The 15,466-nt window shown below is 56.5% G+C and carries 13 protein-coding genes; 2 read left to right on the top strand and 11 right to left on the bottom strand.

What is annotated here, in order from left to right; genetic code table 11:
- Positions 1-3: 3 nt before the first annotated feature.
- Together apaG and apaH are read left to right on the top strand one after the other, a co-directional pair.
- The gene (gene apaG / locus ABR39_RS06935) at positions 4-381 is read left to right on the top strand and encodes a Co2+/Mg2+ efflux protein ApaG (protein WP_047346321.1); all 378 of its coding nucleotides are present in this window, start codon (positions 4-6) and stop codon (positions 379-381) included.
- Positions 382-385: 4 nt separating this feature from the next.
- Entirely contained in the window at positions 386-1,234 is an 849-nt protein-coding gene (gene apaH / locus ABR39_RS06930; RefSeq protein WP_047346320.1) for a bis(5'-nucleosyl)-tetraphosphatase (symmetrical) ApaH, read from the top strand.
- Between the two features lie 40 nt (positions 1,235-1,274).
- Here the strand turns inward: apaH and folA are convergent, their stop codons facing one another.
- From folA to ileS, 11 genes are all read right to left on the bottom strand, one after another.
- On the bottom strand, positions 1,275-1,754 hold the full coding sequence (gene folA, locus ABR39_RS06925; RefSeq protein ID WP_008502023.1) for a type 3 dihydrofolate reductase: 480 nt from the start codon (positions 1,752-1,754) through the stop codon (positions 1,275-1,277).
- Positions 1,755-1,868: 114 nt separating this feature from the next.
- Complete coding sequence (gene kefC / locus ABR39_RS06920; protein WP_047346319.1) at positions 1,869-3,734, bottom strand: glutathione-regulated potassium-efflux system protein KefC; 1,866 nt, start codon at positions 3,732-3,734, stop codon at positions 1,869-1,871.
- Positions 3,727-4,257 (bottom strand): glutathione-regulated potassium-efflux system oxidoreductase KefF, encoded by a 531-nt coding sequence (kefF, locus tag ABR39_RS06915; RefSeq protein ID WP_023310358.1) that lies wholly within the window; start codon positions 4,255-4,257, stop codon positions 3,727-3,729. Before kefF ends, kefC begins: the two co-directional genes overlap by 8 nt.
- 103 nt (positions 4,258-4,360) lie before the next feature.
- Positions 4,361-4,594, bottom strand: coding sequence for a YgdI/YgdR family lipoprotein (locus ABR39_RS06910; RefSeq protein ID WP_003856439.1), 234 nt, complete (start codon positions 4,592-4,594; stop codon positions 4,361-4,363).
- A gap of 139 nt (positions 4,595-4,733) precedes the next feature.
- Positions 4,734-7,958: a carbamoyl-phosphate synthase large subunit gene (gene carB / locus ABR39_RS06905; protein ID WP_023310356.1), complete on the bottom strand. Its 3,225-nt coding sequence runs from the start codon at positions 7,956-7,958 to the stop codon at positions 4,734-4,736.
- Between the two features lie 18 nt (positions 7,959-7,976).
- Positions 7,977-9,125: a glutamine-hydrolyzing carbamoyl-phosphate synthase small subunit gene (carA, locus tag ABR39_RS06900; RefSeq protein ID WP_032642612.1), complete on the bottom strand. Its 1,149-nt coding sequence runs from the start codon at positions 9,123-9,125 to the stop codon at positions 7,977-7,979.
- Positions 9,126-9,579: 454 nt separating this feature from the next.
- Positions 9,580-10,401: a 4-hydroxy-tetrahydrodipicolinate reductase gene (dapB, locus tag ABR39_RS06895; RefSeq protein WP_047346318.1), complete on the bottom strand. Its 822-nt coding sequence runs from the start codon at positions 10,399-10,401 to the stop codon at positions 9,580-9,582.
- A gap of 205 nt (positions 10,402-10,606) precedes the next feature.
- Positions 10,607-11,557, bottom strand: a complete 951-nt coding sequence (gene ispH, locus ABR39_RS06890; RefSeq protein WP_047346317.1) for a 4-hydroxy-3-methylbut-2-enyl diphosphate reductase — start codon at positions 11,555-11,557, stop codon at positions 10,607-10,609.
- A 1-nt stretch (position 11,558) separates the two neighbouring features.
- A complete protein-coding gene (gene fkpB, locus ABR39_RS06885; protein ID WP_003856450.1) occupies positions 11,559-12,008 on the bottom strand; it encodes an FKBP-type peptidyl-prolyl cis-trans isomerase in 450 nt (149 codons plus the stop codon).
- A gap of 117 nt (positions 12,009-12,125) precedes the next feature.
- Positions 12,126-12,626, bottom strand: a complete 501-nt coding sequence (gene lspA, locus ABR39_RS06880; protein ID WP_047346316.1) for a signal peptidase II — start codon at positions 12,624-12,626, stop codon at positions 12,126-12,128.
- On the bottom strand, positions 12,626-15,442 hold the full coding sequence (ileS, locus tag ABR39_RS06875; RefSeq protein ID WP_047346315.1) for an isoleucine--tRNA ligase: 2,817 nt from the start codon (positions 15,440-15,442) through the stop codon (positions 12,626-12,628). The genes lspA and ileS overlap by 1 nt, the downstream gene beginning before the upstream one ends.
- Between the last annotated feature and the right edge of the window lie 24 nt (positions 15,443-15,466).

Genomic DNA, 15,466 nt, shown 5'->3' with positions numbered 1-15,466 from the left:
GCCATGATTGATTCGCCCCGCGTATGTGTCCATGTACAAAGCGTCTATGTTGAATCGCAATCCTCACCGGATGAAGAACGTTTTGTCTTTGCTTACACCGTGACCATTCGCAACCTGGGGCGGATGCCTGTGCAGCTGCGCGGGCGCTACTGGCTTATCACCAACGGCAATGGCCGTGAAATCGAAGTTCAGGGGGAAGGTGTGGTTGGCGAACAGCCGCACATTGCCCCTGGCGAAGAGTACCAGTACACCAGCGGTGCGGTGATTGAAACGCCGATGGGTACCATGCAAGGCCATTATGAAATGGTCGACGTCGATGGCAATAGTTTCCGCGTTGCCATTCCTGTGTTCCGTCTCGCCGTTACAACACTCATTCATTAATCTAATGTCTACATATCTGATTGGCGACGTTCACGGTTGCTACGATGAACTGATCGCATTATTAAAGCAGGTCGACTTTACCCCTGGACAGGACACGCTCTGGCTGACAGGCGATTTAGTCGCGCGTGGCCCCGGCTCCCTTGAAGTATTACGCTTCGTCAAATCGCTGGGCGACAGCGTCCGCATGGTCCTGGGCAATCACGATCTGCATCTGCTGGCGGTTTTCGCCGGGATCAGCCGCAACAAGCCTAAAGATCGCCTCACCCCACTGCTGGATGCGCCGGACGCCGACGAGCTGATCAACTGGTTGCGCCGTCAGCCACTGCTGCAGATCGACGAAGAGAAAAAGCTGGTCATGGCCCATGCCGGGATCACCCCACAGTGGGATCTTGAGACGGCGAAAACCTGCGCGCGTGACGTTGAAGCGGTGCTGGCGAGCGACTCGTATCCTTTCTTCCTCGATGCCATGTACGGCGATATGCCAAACCACTGGAGCGAAGAGCTCAGCGGCCTGGCCCGCCTGCGCTTTATCACCAACGCCTTCACCCGCATGCGTTTCTGCTTCCCGAACGGACAGCTGGACATGTATTCCAAAGAGACACCGGAAAGCGCGCCCGCTCCGCTCAAACCGTGGTTTGCCATTCCGGGACCGGTGACAAGCGAGTACAGCGTGGTATTTGGTCACTGGGCTGCACTGGAAGGAAAAGGAACGCCGGAAGGGATCTACGGTCTGGATACCGGATGCTGCTGGGGCGGAGAGTTAACCTGCTTACGCTGGGAAGATAAAGCTTACTTTGTTCAGCCGTCCAACCGACAGCTTAACTCAGGAGAAGGCGAGGCCGTTGCCTCCTGATGCATGATTCCCTCTCCCCGCAGGGAGAGGGAGTAATCACTTAACGACGTTCCAGAATCTCGAAGCAGTAGCTGTGGGAATTCTGTGCATCCGCGTCGTGGAATTCGCTGAATACCGATTCCCACTCGTCCGGATCGTAGTCCGGGAAATGGGTATCGCCTTCCACTTCCGCATCAATGTGGGTCAGATACAGCTTCTGCGCTTTTGGCAGGAACTGCTCATACACACGCCCACCGCCAATCACCATGATCTCTTCGGCATTGCCGCACGCGGCAATCGCCTCGTCGACTGATTTTACCCATTCAACGCGATCGTCAGTGCCCGGCTGGCTACTGATAACGATATTTTTACGGCCCGGCAATGGACGACCAATCGACTCCCAGGTCAGGCGGCCCATCACTACCGGCTTGTTTAACGTAGTACGTTTAAACCATGCGAGATCGGCAGGCAGGTTCCACGGCATGGCATTTTCCATACCGATAACGCGGTCCACCGCCAGCGCTGCAATCAGACTGATCATTGAAAATTTCCCGGATGCAAAAAATTGCCGCCACTATACGGAAAGCTTAATCTTTCGTCGACTGGCGGCAGGGTAAAGATAAAGAAATTTTTTATTATTGCTGGCAACTCCACTTCACGCGGAAGGTTTACTCTCGGGCTCGTCAGCCGGATCGCCGGTATGCTTGCCCTCCTCCGTGCCCTGCCAGCCATGACGCTGGATCAGCGACAGGTGATTACGATCCTCGTTAATGATTTCCGTCAGCATCGCGCTGGTGCGCTTGAACACCGCCGCGCGCTCCGTGGCCGAACTACCGGCCATCGCCGCCATCTCTTCCACCATCTCGGTATTAAAGCGGCGGAACAGATCCGCACGCTCGCGCGCTTCATACGCGCCGAGCCCCAGACTTTCCAGCGCCGTACGGCCAGACTTCAGCGCACCTTCGAACGTTTCACGCTCCGGTGCGTCGACACCCGCCTGCCGCAGCCTGATATAGTGATCCACATCGCGCGCGCGGGAGATAATGGTCAGCGCCGGGAAATGCTCTTTAACCAGTTCCACCATCTGCATGCTGGTCTCTGGATCGTCAATGGCGTTAATCAGCACCTCGGCTTTTGCCGCCCCAGCGGATTCCAGCAGATCGACGCGGGTCGCATCTCCGTAAAACACCTTCATATCAAATTTACGCAGAGTATCGACATGGTCCGGGTCGTGATCGAGGATGACCATTTTCACCCCGCTCGACAGCAGTAAACGACCTACGATCTGCCCGTAGCGGCCAAAGCCGGCGATGATGACGCGCGGCTGCTCCTCGTCGATTTCATCGGCTTCGCGCTCCTGCTCGCTGCCCGATTTTTCCAGACGCGTCAGCACCACCAGCAGAACAGGCGTCGCCGCCATCGACAGTGCGACCGCCAGCGTCAGCGCTTTCGCCCACTCCGGATCGAGGACGTTTGCCATTTGCGCTGCGCCAAAGACCACGAACGCAAATTCGCTCCCCTGCCCCAGCAGCACGGCAAACCAGCGGCGCTGCCGGGTCGGCACGTTCAGTGGACGCGCAATCAGCCACAGCATCACCATTTTAATGACCAGGAAGCCCACCAGCAGGATGACGATCCGCAGCGGGTGCGTCACCAGCGTGCCGAAATCGACGGACATCCCGACGCCGATGAAAAATAGCCCCAGCAGCAGCCCTTTGAACGGCTCGATATCGCTTTCCAGCGCGTGACGATATTCAGAACTCGCCAGCAGAACGCCTGCGAGGAATGCCCCCATCGCCATCGACAGCCCGGCCTCTTCCAGCAGCAGACCAAAGCCAAACACCAGGAACAGCGCCACGGCGCTGAACACTTCGCGCAGGCCTGAACGGGCAACAAACCGCAGCAGCGGACGGGTAACGTAGCGCCCAAGCATAACCACCAGCGCCAGCGCGCCCGCCACCTTCAGTGCGGATAGCGCGAAAGCGCCCAGCGTCGTCGAGGAACCACTTGCCGCCAGCAGCGGGATCATCGCCACCAGCGGGATAGCGGCAATGTCCTGGAAAAGCAGCACGGAGAAGGCGCTGCGGCCCATCTGAGAGACCGTCAGGTTACGCTCGTTCATCGCCTGCATGGCAATCGCCGTCGAGGAGAGCGCCAGCGTCATGCCGATGAGCTCTGCCACTTTCCAGTCCATTCCCAGCAGGATACAGAACCCGCCCAACAGCAGGCCGCAGGCCACCATTTGCAACGCGCCACCGCCAAATACCGAGGCGCGAAGCTTCCACAAGCGCTGCGGATCGAGTTCCAGACCAATCACAAAGAGCATCAGCACAACGCCAATCTCAGCGAAATGGAGAATCGCCTCAGCATCCGTGACCAGACGAAGGCCCCACGGCCCAATGACGCAGCCGGCAATCAGATAGCCGAGAACGGAGCCAAGCCCGAGGCGTACCGCCACGGGCACAATCAGTGCCGCCGCGCCGAGGTAAATCAGCGCCTGTATCAGCGTATGGCTATCCATGATGCGTCTCCTGCCACTCGAGTAAGCGTTGTTTATAATGGCGAGCCTGCGCCTGCAGCGTTTCATCGTCGCAGACAAACGTGCAGTGCATGGCAAAAGGCGGGAGCCAGTTCAGACCGCAATAGAGCGCGGTTGCCTGCAGCGGCTGCGCCAGGACGTCAAACCCCGGGAAGGACCCAATATCAAAGTGGCTTTCCCCTCCGCCGGTAGTGACCGCCCACATCAGGCTTTTCCCTTTTAGCGCATTGCCGTTGTGGCCGTACGCCCAGCCGTGGGAGAAAACTTTATCAATCCACAGTTTCAGGAGCGGAGGGGTGCTGTACCACTGCATGGGATGCTGCCAGATAATCAGATCGGCGCGGGAAAGTGCCTCCTGTTCGGCGGCGATATCGATATTAAAATCGGGATAGAGTTGATAGAGGGAACGTATCTCTACGTTATCAAGCGTCCTTACCTGCTCAAGCATCCGCTTATTCGCATGCGAGTGCTGCGGATAAGGATGGGCGTAAATTATCAGAATCATTGATTAGCCTGTTGTTACTGCTTTCTTTTAACAAAAGAGTGTAGTCAGTAATTCAACAGGCTAATAGTGAATATTATTGACGGGCTTACGTCAGAATTCTGAATTAGTTATCCAGTTCACCCATGGATTTAACCTGGTCACGGTTAATCTGCTCGGTTTGACCGGTTTCGGCGTTTTTATACGACACCAGGCCGGTATCATCATCCACCTGCGGCTTGCCGTCGGTGACAATGGTTTTACCATCGGTGGTTTTTACGGCCTGATTAGACGAACAGCCCGCCACGGTGAACATTGCAGTGGCAGCCAGAACGGAAGCGATCAGTAATTTATTTTGCATGGTGTTTTCCCCTGCTCTCAGTTGAATTTCGTTATCGACCTAACCATTTTAGGCTAACTGACTGAATGCGGATGGAAAACCAGAAGGTTCTGAAGATGGGGAGAATGCCCGGCAACCGAACGGCACCGGGCATTTTTACTTACTTGCTAATCTGCGCGTGCATTTCCTGCACTGAAATCACCTTCTCGGTGGCATCCGCGTTCAGCGCCATGGCCGTAGCGAAACCGCCGTTCAGGGTGGTGTCGTAGTGCACCTTGTACTGCAGCGCGCTGCGGCGAATCAGCTTGGAGTCTTCAATCGCCTGACGGCCTGCGGTAGTGTTGATGATGTAGGTGTATTCGCCATTCTTGATGCGATCCTGAATGTGCGGACGACCTTCATGCACCTTGTTCACCAGACGAGGGTTGATACCGGCTTCACCCAGCACAATCGCCGTACCGTGGGTCGCATCCAGCTCGAAGCCCTGCTTCAGCAGCTTGGCGGCCAGGTCAACCACGCGCTCTTTGTCGCCTTCGCGAACGGAGAGCAGCGCACGGCCTGATTTTCTCATGGTGGAGCTACTGCCCAGCTGCGCCTTCGCGAAGGCTTCTGCGAAGGTGCGGCCCACGCCCATCACTTCCCCGGTGGAGCGCATTTCTGGCCCTAACAGCGGGTCAACGCCCGGGAATTTGTTGAACGGCAGCACCACTTCTTTCACCGAGTAATACGGTGGAATGATTTCTTTGGTCACGCCCTGCTGTGCCAGCGTCTGGCCCGCCATCACGCGTGCCGCCACTTTCGCCAGCGGAACACCGGTGGCTTTAGAGACGAACGGGACGGTACGCGCCGCGCGCGGGTTCACTTCAATCAGGTAGACTTCGTTGTCTTTCACCGCGAACTGGACGTTCATCAGACCGCGAACCTGCAGCTCGAAGGCCAGCTTCTGCACCTGCTGGCGCATCACGTCCTGAATCTCCTGGCTCAGGGTGTACGCTGGCAGAGAACAGGCGGAGTCGCCGGAGTGCACGCCCGCCTGCTCGATATGCTCCATGATGCCGCCAATCAGCACCATTTCGCCGTCGCAGATGGCATCAACGTCCACTTCTACCGCGTCGTCGAGGAAGCGGTCGAGCAGCACTGGCGCATCGTTGGAGACGCTCACCGCCGTCTGGAAGTAGCGACGCAGGTCGGCTTCGTCATAAACGATTTCCATCGCGCGGCCGCCCAGCACGTAGGAAGGACGCACCACCAGCGGGTAACCAATCTCTTTCGCCTTCTCAACGGCCATCTCAATGGCGGTGACGGTGGCGTTCGCCGGCTGTTTCAGCTTCAGACGGTCAACCGCCTGCTGGAAACGCTCGCGGTCTTCCGCACGGTCAATCGCATCCGGGCTGGTACCGATAACCGGCACGCCCGCCGCTTCCAGCGCGCGCGCCAGCTTCAGCGGGGTCTGGCCGCCGTACTGCACGATAACGCCTTTTGGCTTCTCGATGCGCACGATTTCCAGCACGTCTTCCAGGGTAACCGGCTCGAAGTAGAGGCGGTCAGAGGTGTCGTAGTCGGTCGAGACCGTTTCCGGGTTACAGTTGACCATGATGGTCTCGTAACCGTCTTCGCGCAGCGCCAGCGAGGCGTGTACGCAGCAGTAGTCGAACTCGATGCCCTGGCCGATACGGTTTGGACCGCCGCCCAGCACCATAATCTTGTCGCGGTCGACGGACGGGTTCGCTTCGCACTCGTCTTCATAGGTGGAGTACATGTACGCGGTGTCGGTCGAGAATTCCGCCGCACAGGTGTCCACGCGCTTGTAAACCGGGTGCAGGTCATACTGGTCGCGCAGCTTGCGGATTTCCGCTTCGCGCACGCCCGCCAGCTTAGCCAGACGCGCATCGGCGAAGCCTTTACGCTTCAGCACGCGCAGGAAGTCAGCGTCCAGACCGGTGATACCCAGCTCAGCCACCTGTTCTTCCAGACGCACCAGCTCTTCAATCTGCACCAGGAACCAGCGGTCAATGTTGGTCAGGTTGAACACGCCGTCCACGGACAGGCCAGCACGGAAGGCATCGGCGATGTACCAGATGCGCTCAGCGCCCGCGTCTTTAAGCTCGCGGCGAATTTTGGTCAGCGCTTCCGGGTCGTCCAGGCTTACTTTCGGGTCAAAGCCGGTCGCACCGACTTCCAGGCCGCGCAGCGCTTTCTGCAGGGATTCCTGCTGCGTGCGGCCAATCGCCATCACTTCACCGACGGATTTCATCTGGGTGGTCAGACGGTCGTTCGCACCGGCGAATTTCTCGAAGTTGAAGCGTGGAATTTTGGTCACAACGTAGTCGATGGACGGCTCGAAGGACGCAGGGGTGCGGCCACCGGTGATGTCGTTCATCAGTTCGTCGAGGGTGTAGCCTACCGCCAGCTTCGCCGCCACTTTGGCGATCGGGAAGCCGGTCGCTTTGGAAGCCAGCGCGGAGGAACGGGACACGCGCGGGTTCATTTCGATAACAATCAGGCGACCGGTTTTCGGGTTCACGGAGAACTGCACGTTTGAGCCGCCGGTTTCTACGCCGATTTCACGCAGTACCGCCATCGAGGCGTTACGCATGATTTGATACTCTTTGTCGGTCAGCGTTTGCGCTGGCGCAACGGTGATGGAGTCGCCGGTGTGGATCCCCATCGCATCGAAGTTTTCGATGGAGCAGACGATGATGCAGTTGTCGTTTTTATCACGCACCACTTCCATCTCGTACTCTTTCCAGCCAATCAGCGATTCATCAATCAGCAGCTCTTTGGTTGGGGAAAGATCCAGACCGCGTTCGCAAATCTCTTCGAACTCTTCGCGGTTGTAGGCGATACCGCCGCCGGTGCCACCCATGGTGAAGGATGGACGGATGATGCACGGATAGCCCACGTCAGCCGCGACGGCCAGCGCTTCTTCCATATTATGTGCGATGCCGGAACGCGCGGTGTCGAGGCCGATTTTCTTCATCGCCACGTCAAAGCGACGACGGTCTTCTGCTTTATCAATCGCGTCGGCGGTTGCGCCAATCATGGTCACGCCGAACTCTTCCAGCACGCCCTGACGCTCCAGCTCCAGCGCACAGTTCAGCGCCGTCTGGCCGCCCATGGTCGGCAGTACCGCGTCCGGACGCTCTTTCTCAATGATTTTGCGTACCACTTCCCAGTGAATCGGCTCGATGTAGGTTGCATCAGCCATTTCCGGGTCGGTCATGATGGTTGCCGGGTTAGAGTTGACCAGGATAACGCGGTAACCCTCTTCGCGCAGGGCTTTACACGCCTGCGCGCCGGAATAGTCGAATTCGCAGGCCTGGCCGATGACGATCGGGCCAGCGCCAAGGATCAGGATGCTTTTTATGTCTGTACGTTTTGGCATTGTCTTCTCGGCTCCTGATTATTTAGCGGTCTTACGGTATTGCTCGATAAGTTCGATGAAGTGATCGAACAGCGGCGCGGCATCGTGTGGGCCCGGGCTGGCTTCAGGGTGGCCCTGGAAGCTGAATGCTGGCTTATCGGTACGATGAATCCCCTGCAGGGTGCCATCGAACAGCGACTTATGGGTCACGCGCAGGTTAGCCGGCATTGAGGCCTCATCGACGGCGAAACCGTGGTTCTGCGCGGTAATCATCACCGTGTTGTTATCAATGTCTTTCACCGGGTGGTTACCACCGTGGTGACCGAACTTCATCTTAACGGTGTTCGCACCGCTCGCCAGAGCCAGCAGCTGATGGCCGAGGCAGATGCCGAATACCGGGATGTCGGTTTCCAGGAAGGACTTGATGGCAGCGATGGCGTAGTCACAAGGAGCCGGGTCGCCTGGGCCGTTAGAGAGGAAGATCCCGTCCGGGTTCATCTTCAGTACGTCTTCGGCAGAGGTCTGCGCCGGCACCACCGTCAGACGGCAACCGCGGTCAACCAGCATGCGCAGGATGTTGCGCTTGGCGCCAAAATCATAAGCCACCACGTGGAACGGCAGCTCGCTCTCTTTTTTCGCTTCCGGCAGGTCGCCTTCCAGCGTCCAGCTACCCTGCGTCCAGCTGTAGGCTTCAGCGGTAGTCACTTCTTTCGCCAGGTCCATGCCGTTCAGGCCCGGGAAGGCTTTCGCTTTTTCCAGCGCCAGGGCCGCATCGAGGTTATCACCTGCGATGATGCAGCCGTTTTGTGCACCCTTCTCGCGCAGCAGACGCGTTAACTTACGGGTATCGATATCGGCAATCGCCACGATGTTATGGCGTTTCAGGTAGGAAGAGAGGTCTTCGGTGTTGCGGAAGTTGCTGGCAATCAGCGGCAGGTCGCGAATGACCAGGCCTTGCGCATGTACCTGAGAGGACTCTTCGTCAGCCGCATTGGTGCCGACATTGCCGATATGAGGATAAGTAAGAGTAACGATTTGGCGAGAATAGGAAGGATCAGTGAGGATTTCTTGATAACCGGTCATTGAAGTATTGAAAACGACTTCCCCAACCGCCGAACCCGTTGCCCCTATGGCCCGACCGATAAACTGGGTTCCGTCTTCCAGAACCAATAGCGCTGACTTAATCAAAACACCCTCCAGAGAATATTCACTCACTTTATTTGCATATTAATTCATAACCATGTCATGGATCAATGCAAATGTGTTGCCAGCGGATTTTTGGCAAACGGCGGCATTCTGGGGATTTGGTGGGTAAAAGTCAACTTAAAACGGATATTTTGTTTAGTCTTTTGCAGCCCTGGCGAGTGGAATGCCGCTTAAGCGACAAAAAGATCAGGTAAATCACTGCGGAAAACGCTTGCGCGCCTGGTTTAATAAAAAATGTCTCAATGGAGCTGGGAAAAGTGGACCAGATGGTCAAAATTTACATTTCAGCAACGAAAAAATGCAGCAACATAGATGCTTTTAAATGTTATTGCGATAAAACATAACGTAATAGATAAAATAAAAGGGCAATAAATTATTGCCCTATGCAATCAAGTAATTACGACTGCAATAACCACATCACGATGGGTAATAACTCTTAAATATTGTTGAGATCGAGCACATCTCTCATATCAAAAAGACCGATTTTCTCGTTTTTTAACCACAAAGCGGAACGAACGGCACCATTGGCAAACGTCATTCGGCTGGAAGCTTTATGCGTAATTTCCACACGTTCGCCAATATCGGCGAACATCGCGGTGTGTTCGCCGACGATGTCACCCGCACGAACGGTGGCGAAACCAATAGTGCCAGGCACTCGCTCGCCGGTGTGTCCTTCGCGGCTATAGACCGCGCAGTCTTTTAAATCTTTATCAAGTGCATGGGCAATCGCTTCGCCCATCGCCAGCGCCGTACCTGATGGCGCATCAACTTTGTAGCGATGGTGGGCTTCAACAATTTCAATGTCGGTATAGTTGCCCATTACCTTCGCGGCTTTCTCCAGCAGCTTCAGCATGACGTTAACGCCCACGCTAAAGTTGGCGGCGAAGACAATCGCAATCTCTTTTGACGCATCCTGGATAGCCTGCTTACCCGCGTCGTCAAAACCGGTGGTGCCGATCACCATCCCCTTGCCGTGCTGGCGGCAAAACGCCAGATGCGTGAGCGTTCCTTCCGGGCGGGTAAAATCAATGAACACATCGAAGTCATCTTTTACCGCATCCAGGCTGCTTTGTACGGTGACGCCGGTCTTTCCCGCGCCCGCCAGCTCGCCTGCGTCGGCCCCCAGGAGCGATGAACCTTCCCGCTCCAGCGCCGCACCAAGCGCTACGCCATCCATCTGAAGCGCCGCCTGAATAAGCTGACGGCCCATACGTCCACCCGCGCCCGCAATGGCGACACGGATCTGTGCATCATGCATAGTTATTCTCTTACGTTAAAATGATGTAAACCGTTTTCAGATTAACCAGCCTTGAGAAGCACTGCCAACTGAAAACACCGATAATTAGAATTTAACGTGAAACCGACTTAAATATCAGTAAAAGACATGATTTTGTCGTCACGATAAAGTAACGGGTAAAAAAAAGGCCAGCACAGGAGGTGCTGGCCTTTCATCAGAAAAGGGTCTATTCGACTTCGCGGGCGTCAATTCTCAGTTCTTTCGGAACTTCGAAAACGATGTTCTCTTCACGACCTTCCAGCGGCACCGCTTCGCCACCGCCGAGCTCCTGCAGACGGGAAATGACGTTCTGTACCAGAATATCCGGCGCGGAAGCCCCTGCCGTCACGCCCACGCAGGCCGCGTTTTTAACCCACGCTTCCTGAATATCCGACGCGTCATCAATCAGGAAAGCCGCTTTCCCCATGCGTTGTGCCAGTTCAGCCAAACGGTTGGAGTTAGACGAGTTTTTGGAGCCGACCACCAGCACCACATCCGCCTGTTCAGCCAGGGCACGCACCGCTTCCTGACGGTTAGTGGTTGCGTAGCAGATGTCATCCTTACGCGGACCGACGATTTTCGGGAAGCGCTGACGCAGGGCGTCAATCACGTCCGAGGTATCGTCTACGGAGAGCGTTGTCTGGGTCATAAACGACAGACGGGCTTCATTTTTTACGTTCAGCGTAAACACATCTTCAGGCGACTCAACCAGATACATGCCCCCTTCCGGGTTGCTGTACTGGCCCATGGTGCCTTCGACTTCCGGATGCCCGGCATGGCCAATCAGAATCGACTCTTCACCACGACGGCTGGCGCGCGCCACTTCCATATGCACTTTCGTGACTAATGGGCAGGTGGCATCGAACACGGTCAAATCGCGGCTTTTCGCTTCGTTCCGTACCGCCTGAGAGACGCCGTGCGCGGAGAAAATCAGGATCGCACCGTCCGGCACTTCGCTGATTTGCTCAATAAAAATGGCACCGCGCTCGCGCAGGCTGTCGACCACGTAACGGTTGTGCACCACTTCGTGACGCACATAAATCGGCGCGCCATAAATTTCCAGCGCGTTTTCAACAATGCTGATAGCGCGGTCTACACCGGCGCAGAAGCCGCGCGGGTTAGCCAACAGGATCTGCATTTCAGGCCTCCAGTGCAGGATCGATTTCCAGCACTTCAACATCAAAATGAACGGTACGCCCGGCAAGCGGATGGTTGAAGTCAACGGTAATCGAGTCGCCGTTGATTTCGCGGATCACGCCAGGCATTTCGCTGCCGTCCATAGCGGTAAAGAGCATAATCGCCCCAATTTCCGGTTCACCCGCGTCCATAAACTCGCGGCGCGAGAAATACTGGATCAGGTCCGGGCTCGGGACACCAAACGCGGCATCAGGCTCCAGCGAAAAGGCTTTTTTCTCACCCTCTTTCAGACCCAGAAGCTGCTGCTCAAGACCTTCAGACAGGGAGGTATCGCCAAGACGAAACAGGGCCGGCTTGCCGTTATTTCGGGTGGATTCAGCCGTTGAACCATCATCCAGTTTCAGCGTGAAGTGAACGAGAACCGCGCTGTTGCTCTGTACGGATTTAGACATGCAAATTGCTCGCTTGTTTTGGGTCACCTGTTGCCCGGTGGCGCTGCGCTTACCGGGCCTACGGGAGGCCACAAATTCTGTAGGCCGGGTAAGCGTAGCGCCACCCGGCATTTACAATTAAGCCTGCTCTTTCGCGGCTGGTTTCGGCAAGAAGCCTTCCAGCACGATTAACGCCGCACCGATGCAAATTGCGCTATCGGCGAGGTTAAAGGTCGCGAAGTGCCAGTCGCCGACGTAGAAGTCGATCATATCGACCACAAAGCCGTGCCACAGGCGGTCAAACAGGTTGCCCAGCGCGCCACCGATGATGAGCGCGTAGGCGATGTTATTCAGCTTTTGCGTCGCCTTCGAGCGGTACATCAGCACTGCCAGGATCACGCAGATACCGAGAGCGATACCCGCAAAGAACCAGCGCTGCCAGCCACCGCTGTCGGCAAGGAAACTGAACGCCGCGCCGTAGTTACGCGCATAGTGCAGGTTAAGCGACGGGAACAGCGGGACCGTATCCCCCAGAGCAAAATTCTGGAGGATCAGGAACTTGCTGCCCAGATCGATAATCAGCACCACTACAACCAGCCACAGCCAGCGCAGTCCTGTTGAACAGAGAGTTTTACTCATCAGGCAAACTTACGTTTTTCGCCGTCACCGGCGACGTTGCTTACACAGCGTCCGCAGATGTCTGCGTGTTCCGCCACCTGACCGACATCGGTAGTGTAATGCCAGCAGCGCGGGCATTTCTCACCGTCGGCTTTGCTCAGCGCGACTTTCAGTCCTTTGAGCAGCTCGCTCTGCTGAGCATCAGCAGAAGCTTCGGCATAATCCGCAACTTTCGCGCCGGAGGTCAACAGGACAAATCGTAATTCATCGCCCAGCGCCGTCAGTTTAGCCGCCAGCTCCGGTTCCGCGTACAGCGTGACCGTTGCTTCCAGAGAACCACCGACTTTCTTGTCAGCACGCGCCTGCTCAATAACCTTGTTCACTTCACCACGTACTTTCAGCAGCTCGTCCCAGAAGGCATCATTCATCGCTTCAGTGCTGGAGAGGTCGAACAGACCTTCGTACCACTCGCCGGTGAAGACATACTTCTCGCGGTCGCCTGGCAGATAGCCCCAGATTTCATCCGCGGTGAAGGACATGATCGGTGCCATCCAGCGAACCAGCGCTTCTGCGATGTGGAACAGCGCGGTCTGGCAGCTACGACGCGCCACGCTGTCCGCTTTCGCGGTGTACTGGCGGTCTTTGATAATGTCGAGGTAGAACGAGCCCATCTCGATGGAGCAGAAGCGCATCAGGCGCTGTACCACTTCATGGAAGTCATAAGACTCATAGGCCTTCAGGATATCGTCCTGCGCCGCTTTCGCGCAGCCTACCGCCCAGCGGTCCAGCACCACCATCTCTTCCGGTTTAACCATGTCTTTTGCCGGATCAAATCCGTTAAGGTTCGCCAGCAGGAAGCGCGCGGTGTTACGGATACGACGATAGCTGTCGGCAGCACGTTTCAGGATCTCGTCAGATACCGCCATTTCGCCGGTATAGTCGGTGGAGGCCACCCACAGACGCAGAATATCTGCGCCCAGCTTGTTCATCACATCCTGTGGAGAAACGGTGTTACCGATAGATTTGGACATCTTGCGGCCCTGACCATCCACGGTGAAACCGTGGGTCAGTACCTGACGGTAAGGTGCTTTGCCTTTCATGGCGGTGGAAATCATCAGGGATGACATGAACCAGCCGCGGTGTTGGTCAGACCCTTCCAGATACATGTCGGCGGCGTGACCGGAAAACTCCGGACGCACGTCAACCACGGAGGAGTGGGTAGACCCGGAGTCGAACCACACGTCCAGGGTATCCGGCACTTTCTCGTAGCTGTCTGCGTCAGCGCCCAGGATGTCGCGGGAGTCGAGATCCCACCACGCCTGAATACCGTCAACTTCGACGCGTTTCGCCACTTCTTCCATCAGTTCCAGAGTGTTCGGGTGCAGTTCCTGCGTCTCTTTATGCACGAACAGAGACATCGGTACGCCCCAGGTACGCTGACGGGAGATACACCAGTCAGGACGGTTAGCCACCATGGATTCGATACGCGCCTGGCCCCAGTCAGGGATCCACTGCACGCCTTTGATCTCTTTCAGGGACTGCGCACGCAGGCCTTTCTGATCCATGCTGATGAACCACTGCGGGGTCGCACGGAAGATGATCGGCGTTTTGTGGCGCCAGCAGCACGGATAGCTGTGCTGCATTTTCTCTACATGCAGCAGCGCGCCGCTGGTGCGCAGCATATCAACGATGATGTCGTTGGCTTTAAAGACGTTGATACCGTCCAGCGCCGGGTAGGTGCCAGGCAGATAAGAGCCGTCCGGACCCACCGGGTTAGCGATTTCCAGACCGTACTTCAGGCTGATGCTGTAGTCGTCAGGACCGTGGCCACCGGCGGTATGTACCGCACCGGTACCCGCGTCCAGCGTGACGTGGTCGCCGAGGATCGCCGGAACGTCGAAGTCCAGGAACGGGTGCTTAAAGCGCATCAGCTCCAGCGCGTCACCTTTCACGGTACCCAGCACGGTGTAGTCGGTGATATTCGCGCGTTTCAGCACGCTCTCAACCAGATCTTTCGCCAGGATAACTGCCTGACCTTCTACCTGCACCAGCGCATATTCGAACTCACCGGACAGGGAGATCGCGCGGTTGGCTGGCAGGGTCCACGGGGTGGTGGTCCAGATCACCAGCGAGATCGGGCCATTAACCGAGGAGACACCAAATTTGGCTTTCACCGCATCCTGATCGACCGCGTGGAACGCCACGTCGATAGACGGAGACGTTTTGTCGTAATACTCCACTTCCGCTTCTGCCAGCGCAGAACGGCAGTCCACGCACCAGTGCACAGGCTTAGCGCCTTTATGCAGGTGGCCGTTACCGATGATTTTACCCAGCGCACGGATGATGTTGGCTTCAGTTTTGAAATCCATGGTCAGGTACGGGTGCGACCAGTCGCCCAATACGCCCAGACGGATGAAGTCAGCGCGCTGGCCTTCAACCTGCGTGGCTGCGTATTCGCGGCATTTCGCGCGGAACTCAGCGGCGGTGAATTTCTCACCCGGTTTGCCAAACTCTTGCTCTACTTTCAGCTCGATCGGCAGACCATGGCAGTCCCAGCCCGGAACGTAAGGCGAGTCATATCCCGTGAGGCCTTTGGACTTCACGATAATGTCTTTCAGAATCTTGTTAACCGAGTGACCAATATGAATGCTGCCATTCGCATATGGAGGGCCATCATGCAGAATGAAGGTTTTCTTGCCTTTTTTGGCTGCACGAATGATGCCGTACAGGTCATCATCGGTCCAACGCGCCAGCATTCCCGGTTCGCGCTTGGCGAGATCGCCGCGCATCGGGAACCCTGTTTCCGGCAAATTCAGGGTTGATTTATAGTCACTCATCAGATTCTCGGTTCCGTATTTATC

It is taken from the genome of Enterobacter genomosp. O (assembly GCF_001022965.1).
Taxonomy (GTDB): Bacteria; Pseudomonadota; Gammaproteobacteria; order Enterobacterales; family Enterobacteriaceae; genus Enterobacter; species Enterobacter cloacae_L.
Note: the sequence above shows the minus strand (reverse complement) of the source record. Positions and strands in the feature narration are given on the sequence as shown.

Excerpts from the sequence above, each read along its gene's own strand:
- fkpB (WP_003856450.1), bottom strand. The coding sequence starts at position 12,008 with ATGTCTAAATCCGTACAGAGCAACAGCGCGGTTCTCGTTCACTTCACG.
- ileS (WP_047346315.1), bottom strand. The coding sequence starts at position 15,442 with ATGAGTGACTATAAATCAACCCTGAATTTGCCGGAAACAGGGTTCCCG.
- ispH (WP_047346317.1), bottom strand. The coding sequence starts at position 11,557 with ATGCAGATCCTGTTGGCTAACCCGCGCGGCTTCTGCGCCGGTGTAGAC.
- carB (WP_023310356.1), bottom strand. The coding sequence starts at position 7,958 with ATGCCAAAACGTACAGACATAAAAAGCATCCTGATCCTTGGCGCTGGC.
- kefC (WP_047346319.1), bottom strand. The coding sequence starts at position 3,734 with ATGGATAGCCATACGCTGATACAGGCGCTGATTTACCTCGGCGCGGCG.
- ABR39_RS06910 (WP_003856439.1), bottom strand. The coding sequence starts at position 4,594 with ATGCAAAATAAATTACTGATCGCTTCCGTTCTGGCTGCCACTGCAATG.
- folA (WP_008502023.1), bottom strand. The coding sequence starts at position 1,754 with ATGATCAGTCTGATTGCAGCGCTGGCGGTGGACCGCGTTATCGGTATG.
- lspA (WP_047346316.1), bottom strand. The coding sequence starts at position 12,626 with ATGAGTAAAACTCTCTGTTCAACAGGACTGCGCTGGCTGTGGCTGGTT.
- apaH (WP_047346320.1), top strand. The coding sequence starts at position 386 with ATGTCTACATATCTGATTGGCGACGTTCACGGTTGCTACGATGAACTG.
- dapB (WP_047346318.1), bottom strand. The coding sequence starts at position 10,401 with ATGCATGATGCACAGATCCGTGTCGCCATTGCGGGCGCGGGTGGACGT.
- kefF (WP_023310358.1), bottom strand. The coding sequence starts at position 4,257 with ATGATTCTGATAATTTACGCCCATCCTTATCCGCAGCACTCGCATGCG.
- apaG (WP_047346321.1), top strand. The coding sequence starts at position 4 with ATGATTGATTCGCCCCGCGTATGTGTCCATGTACAAAGCGTCTATGTT.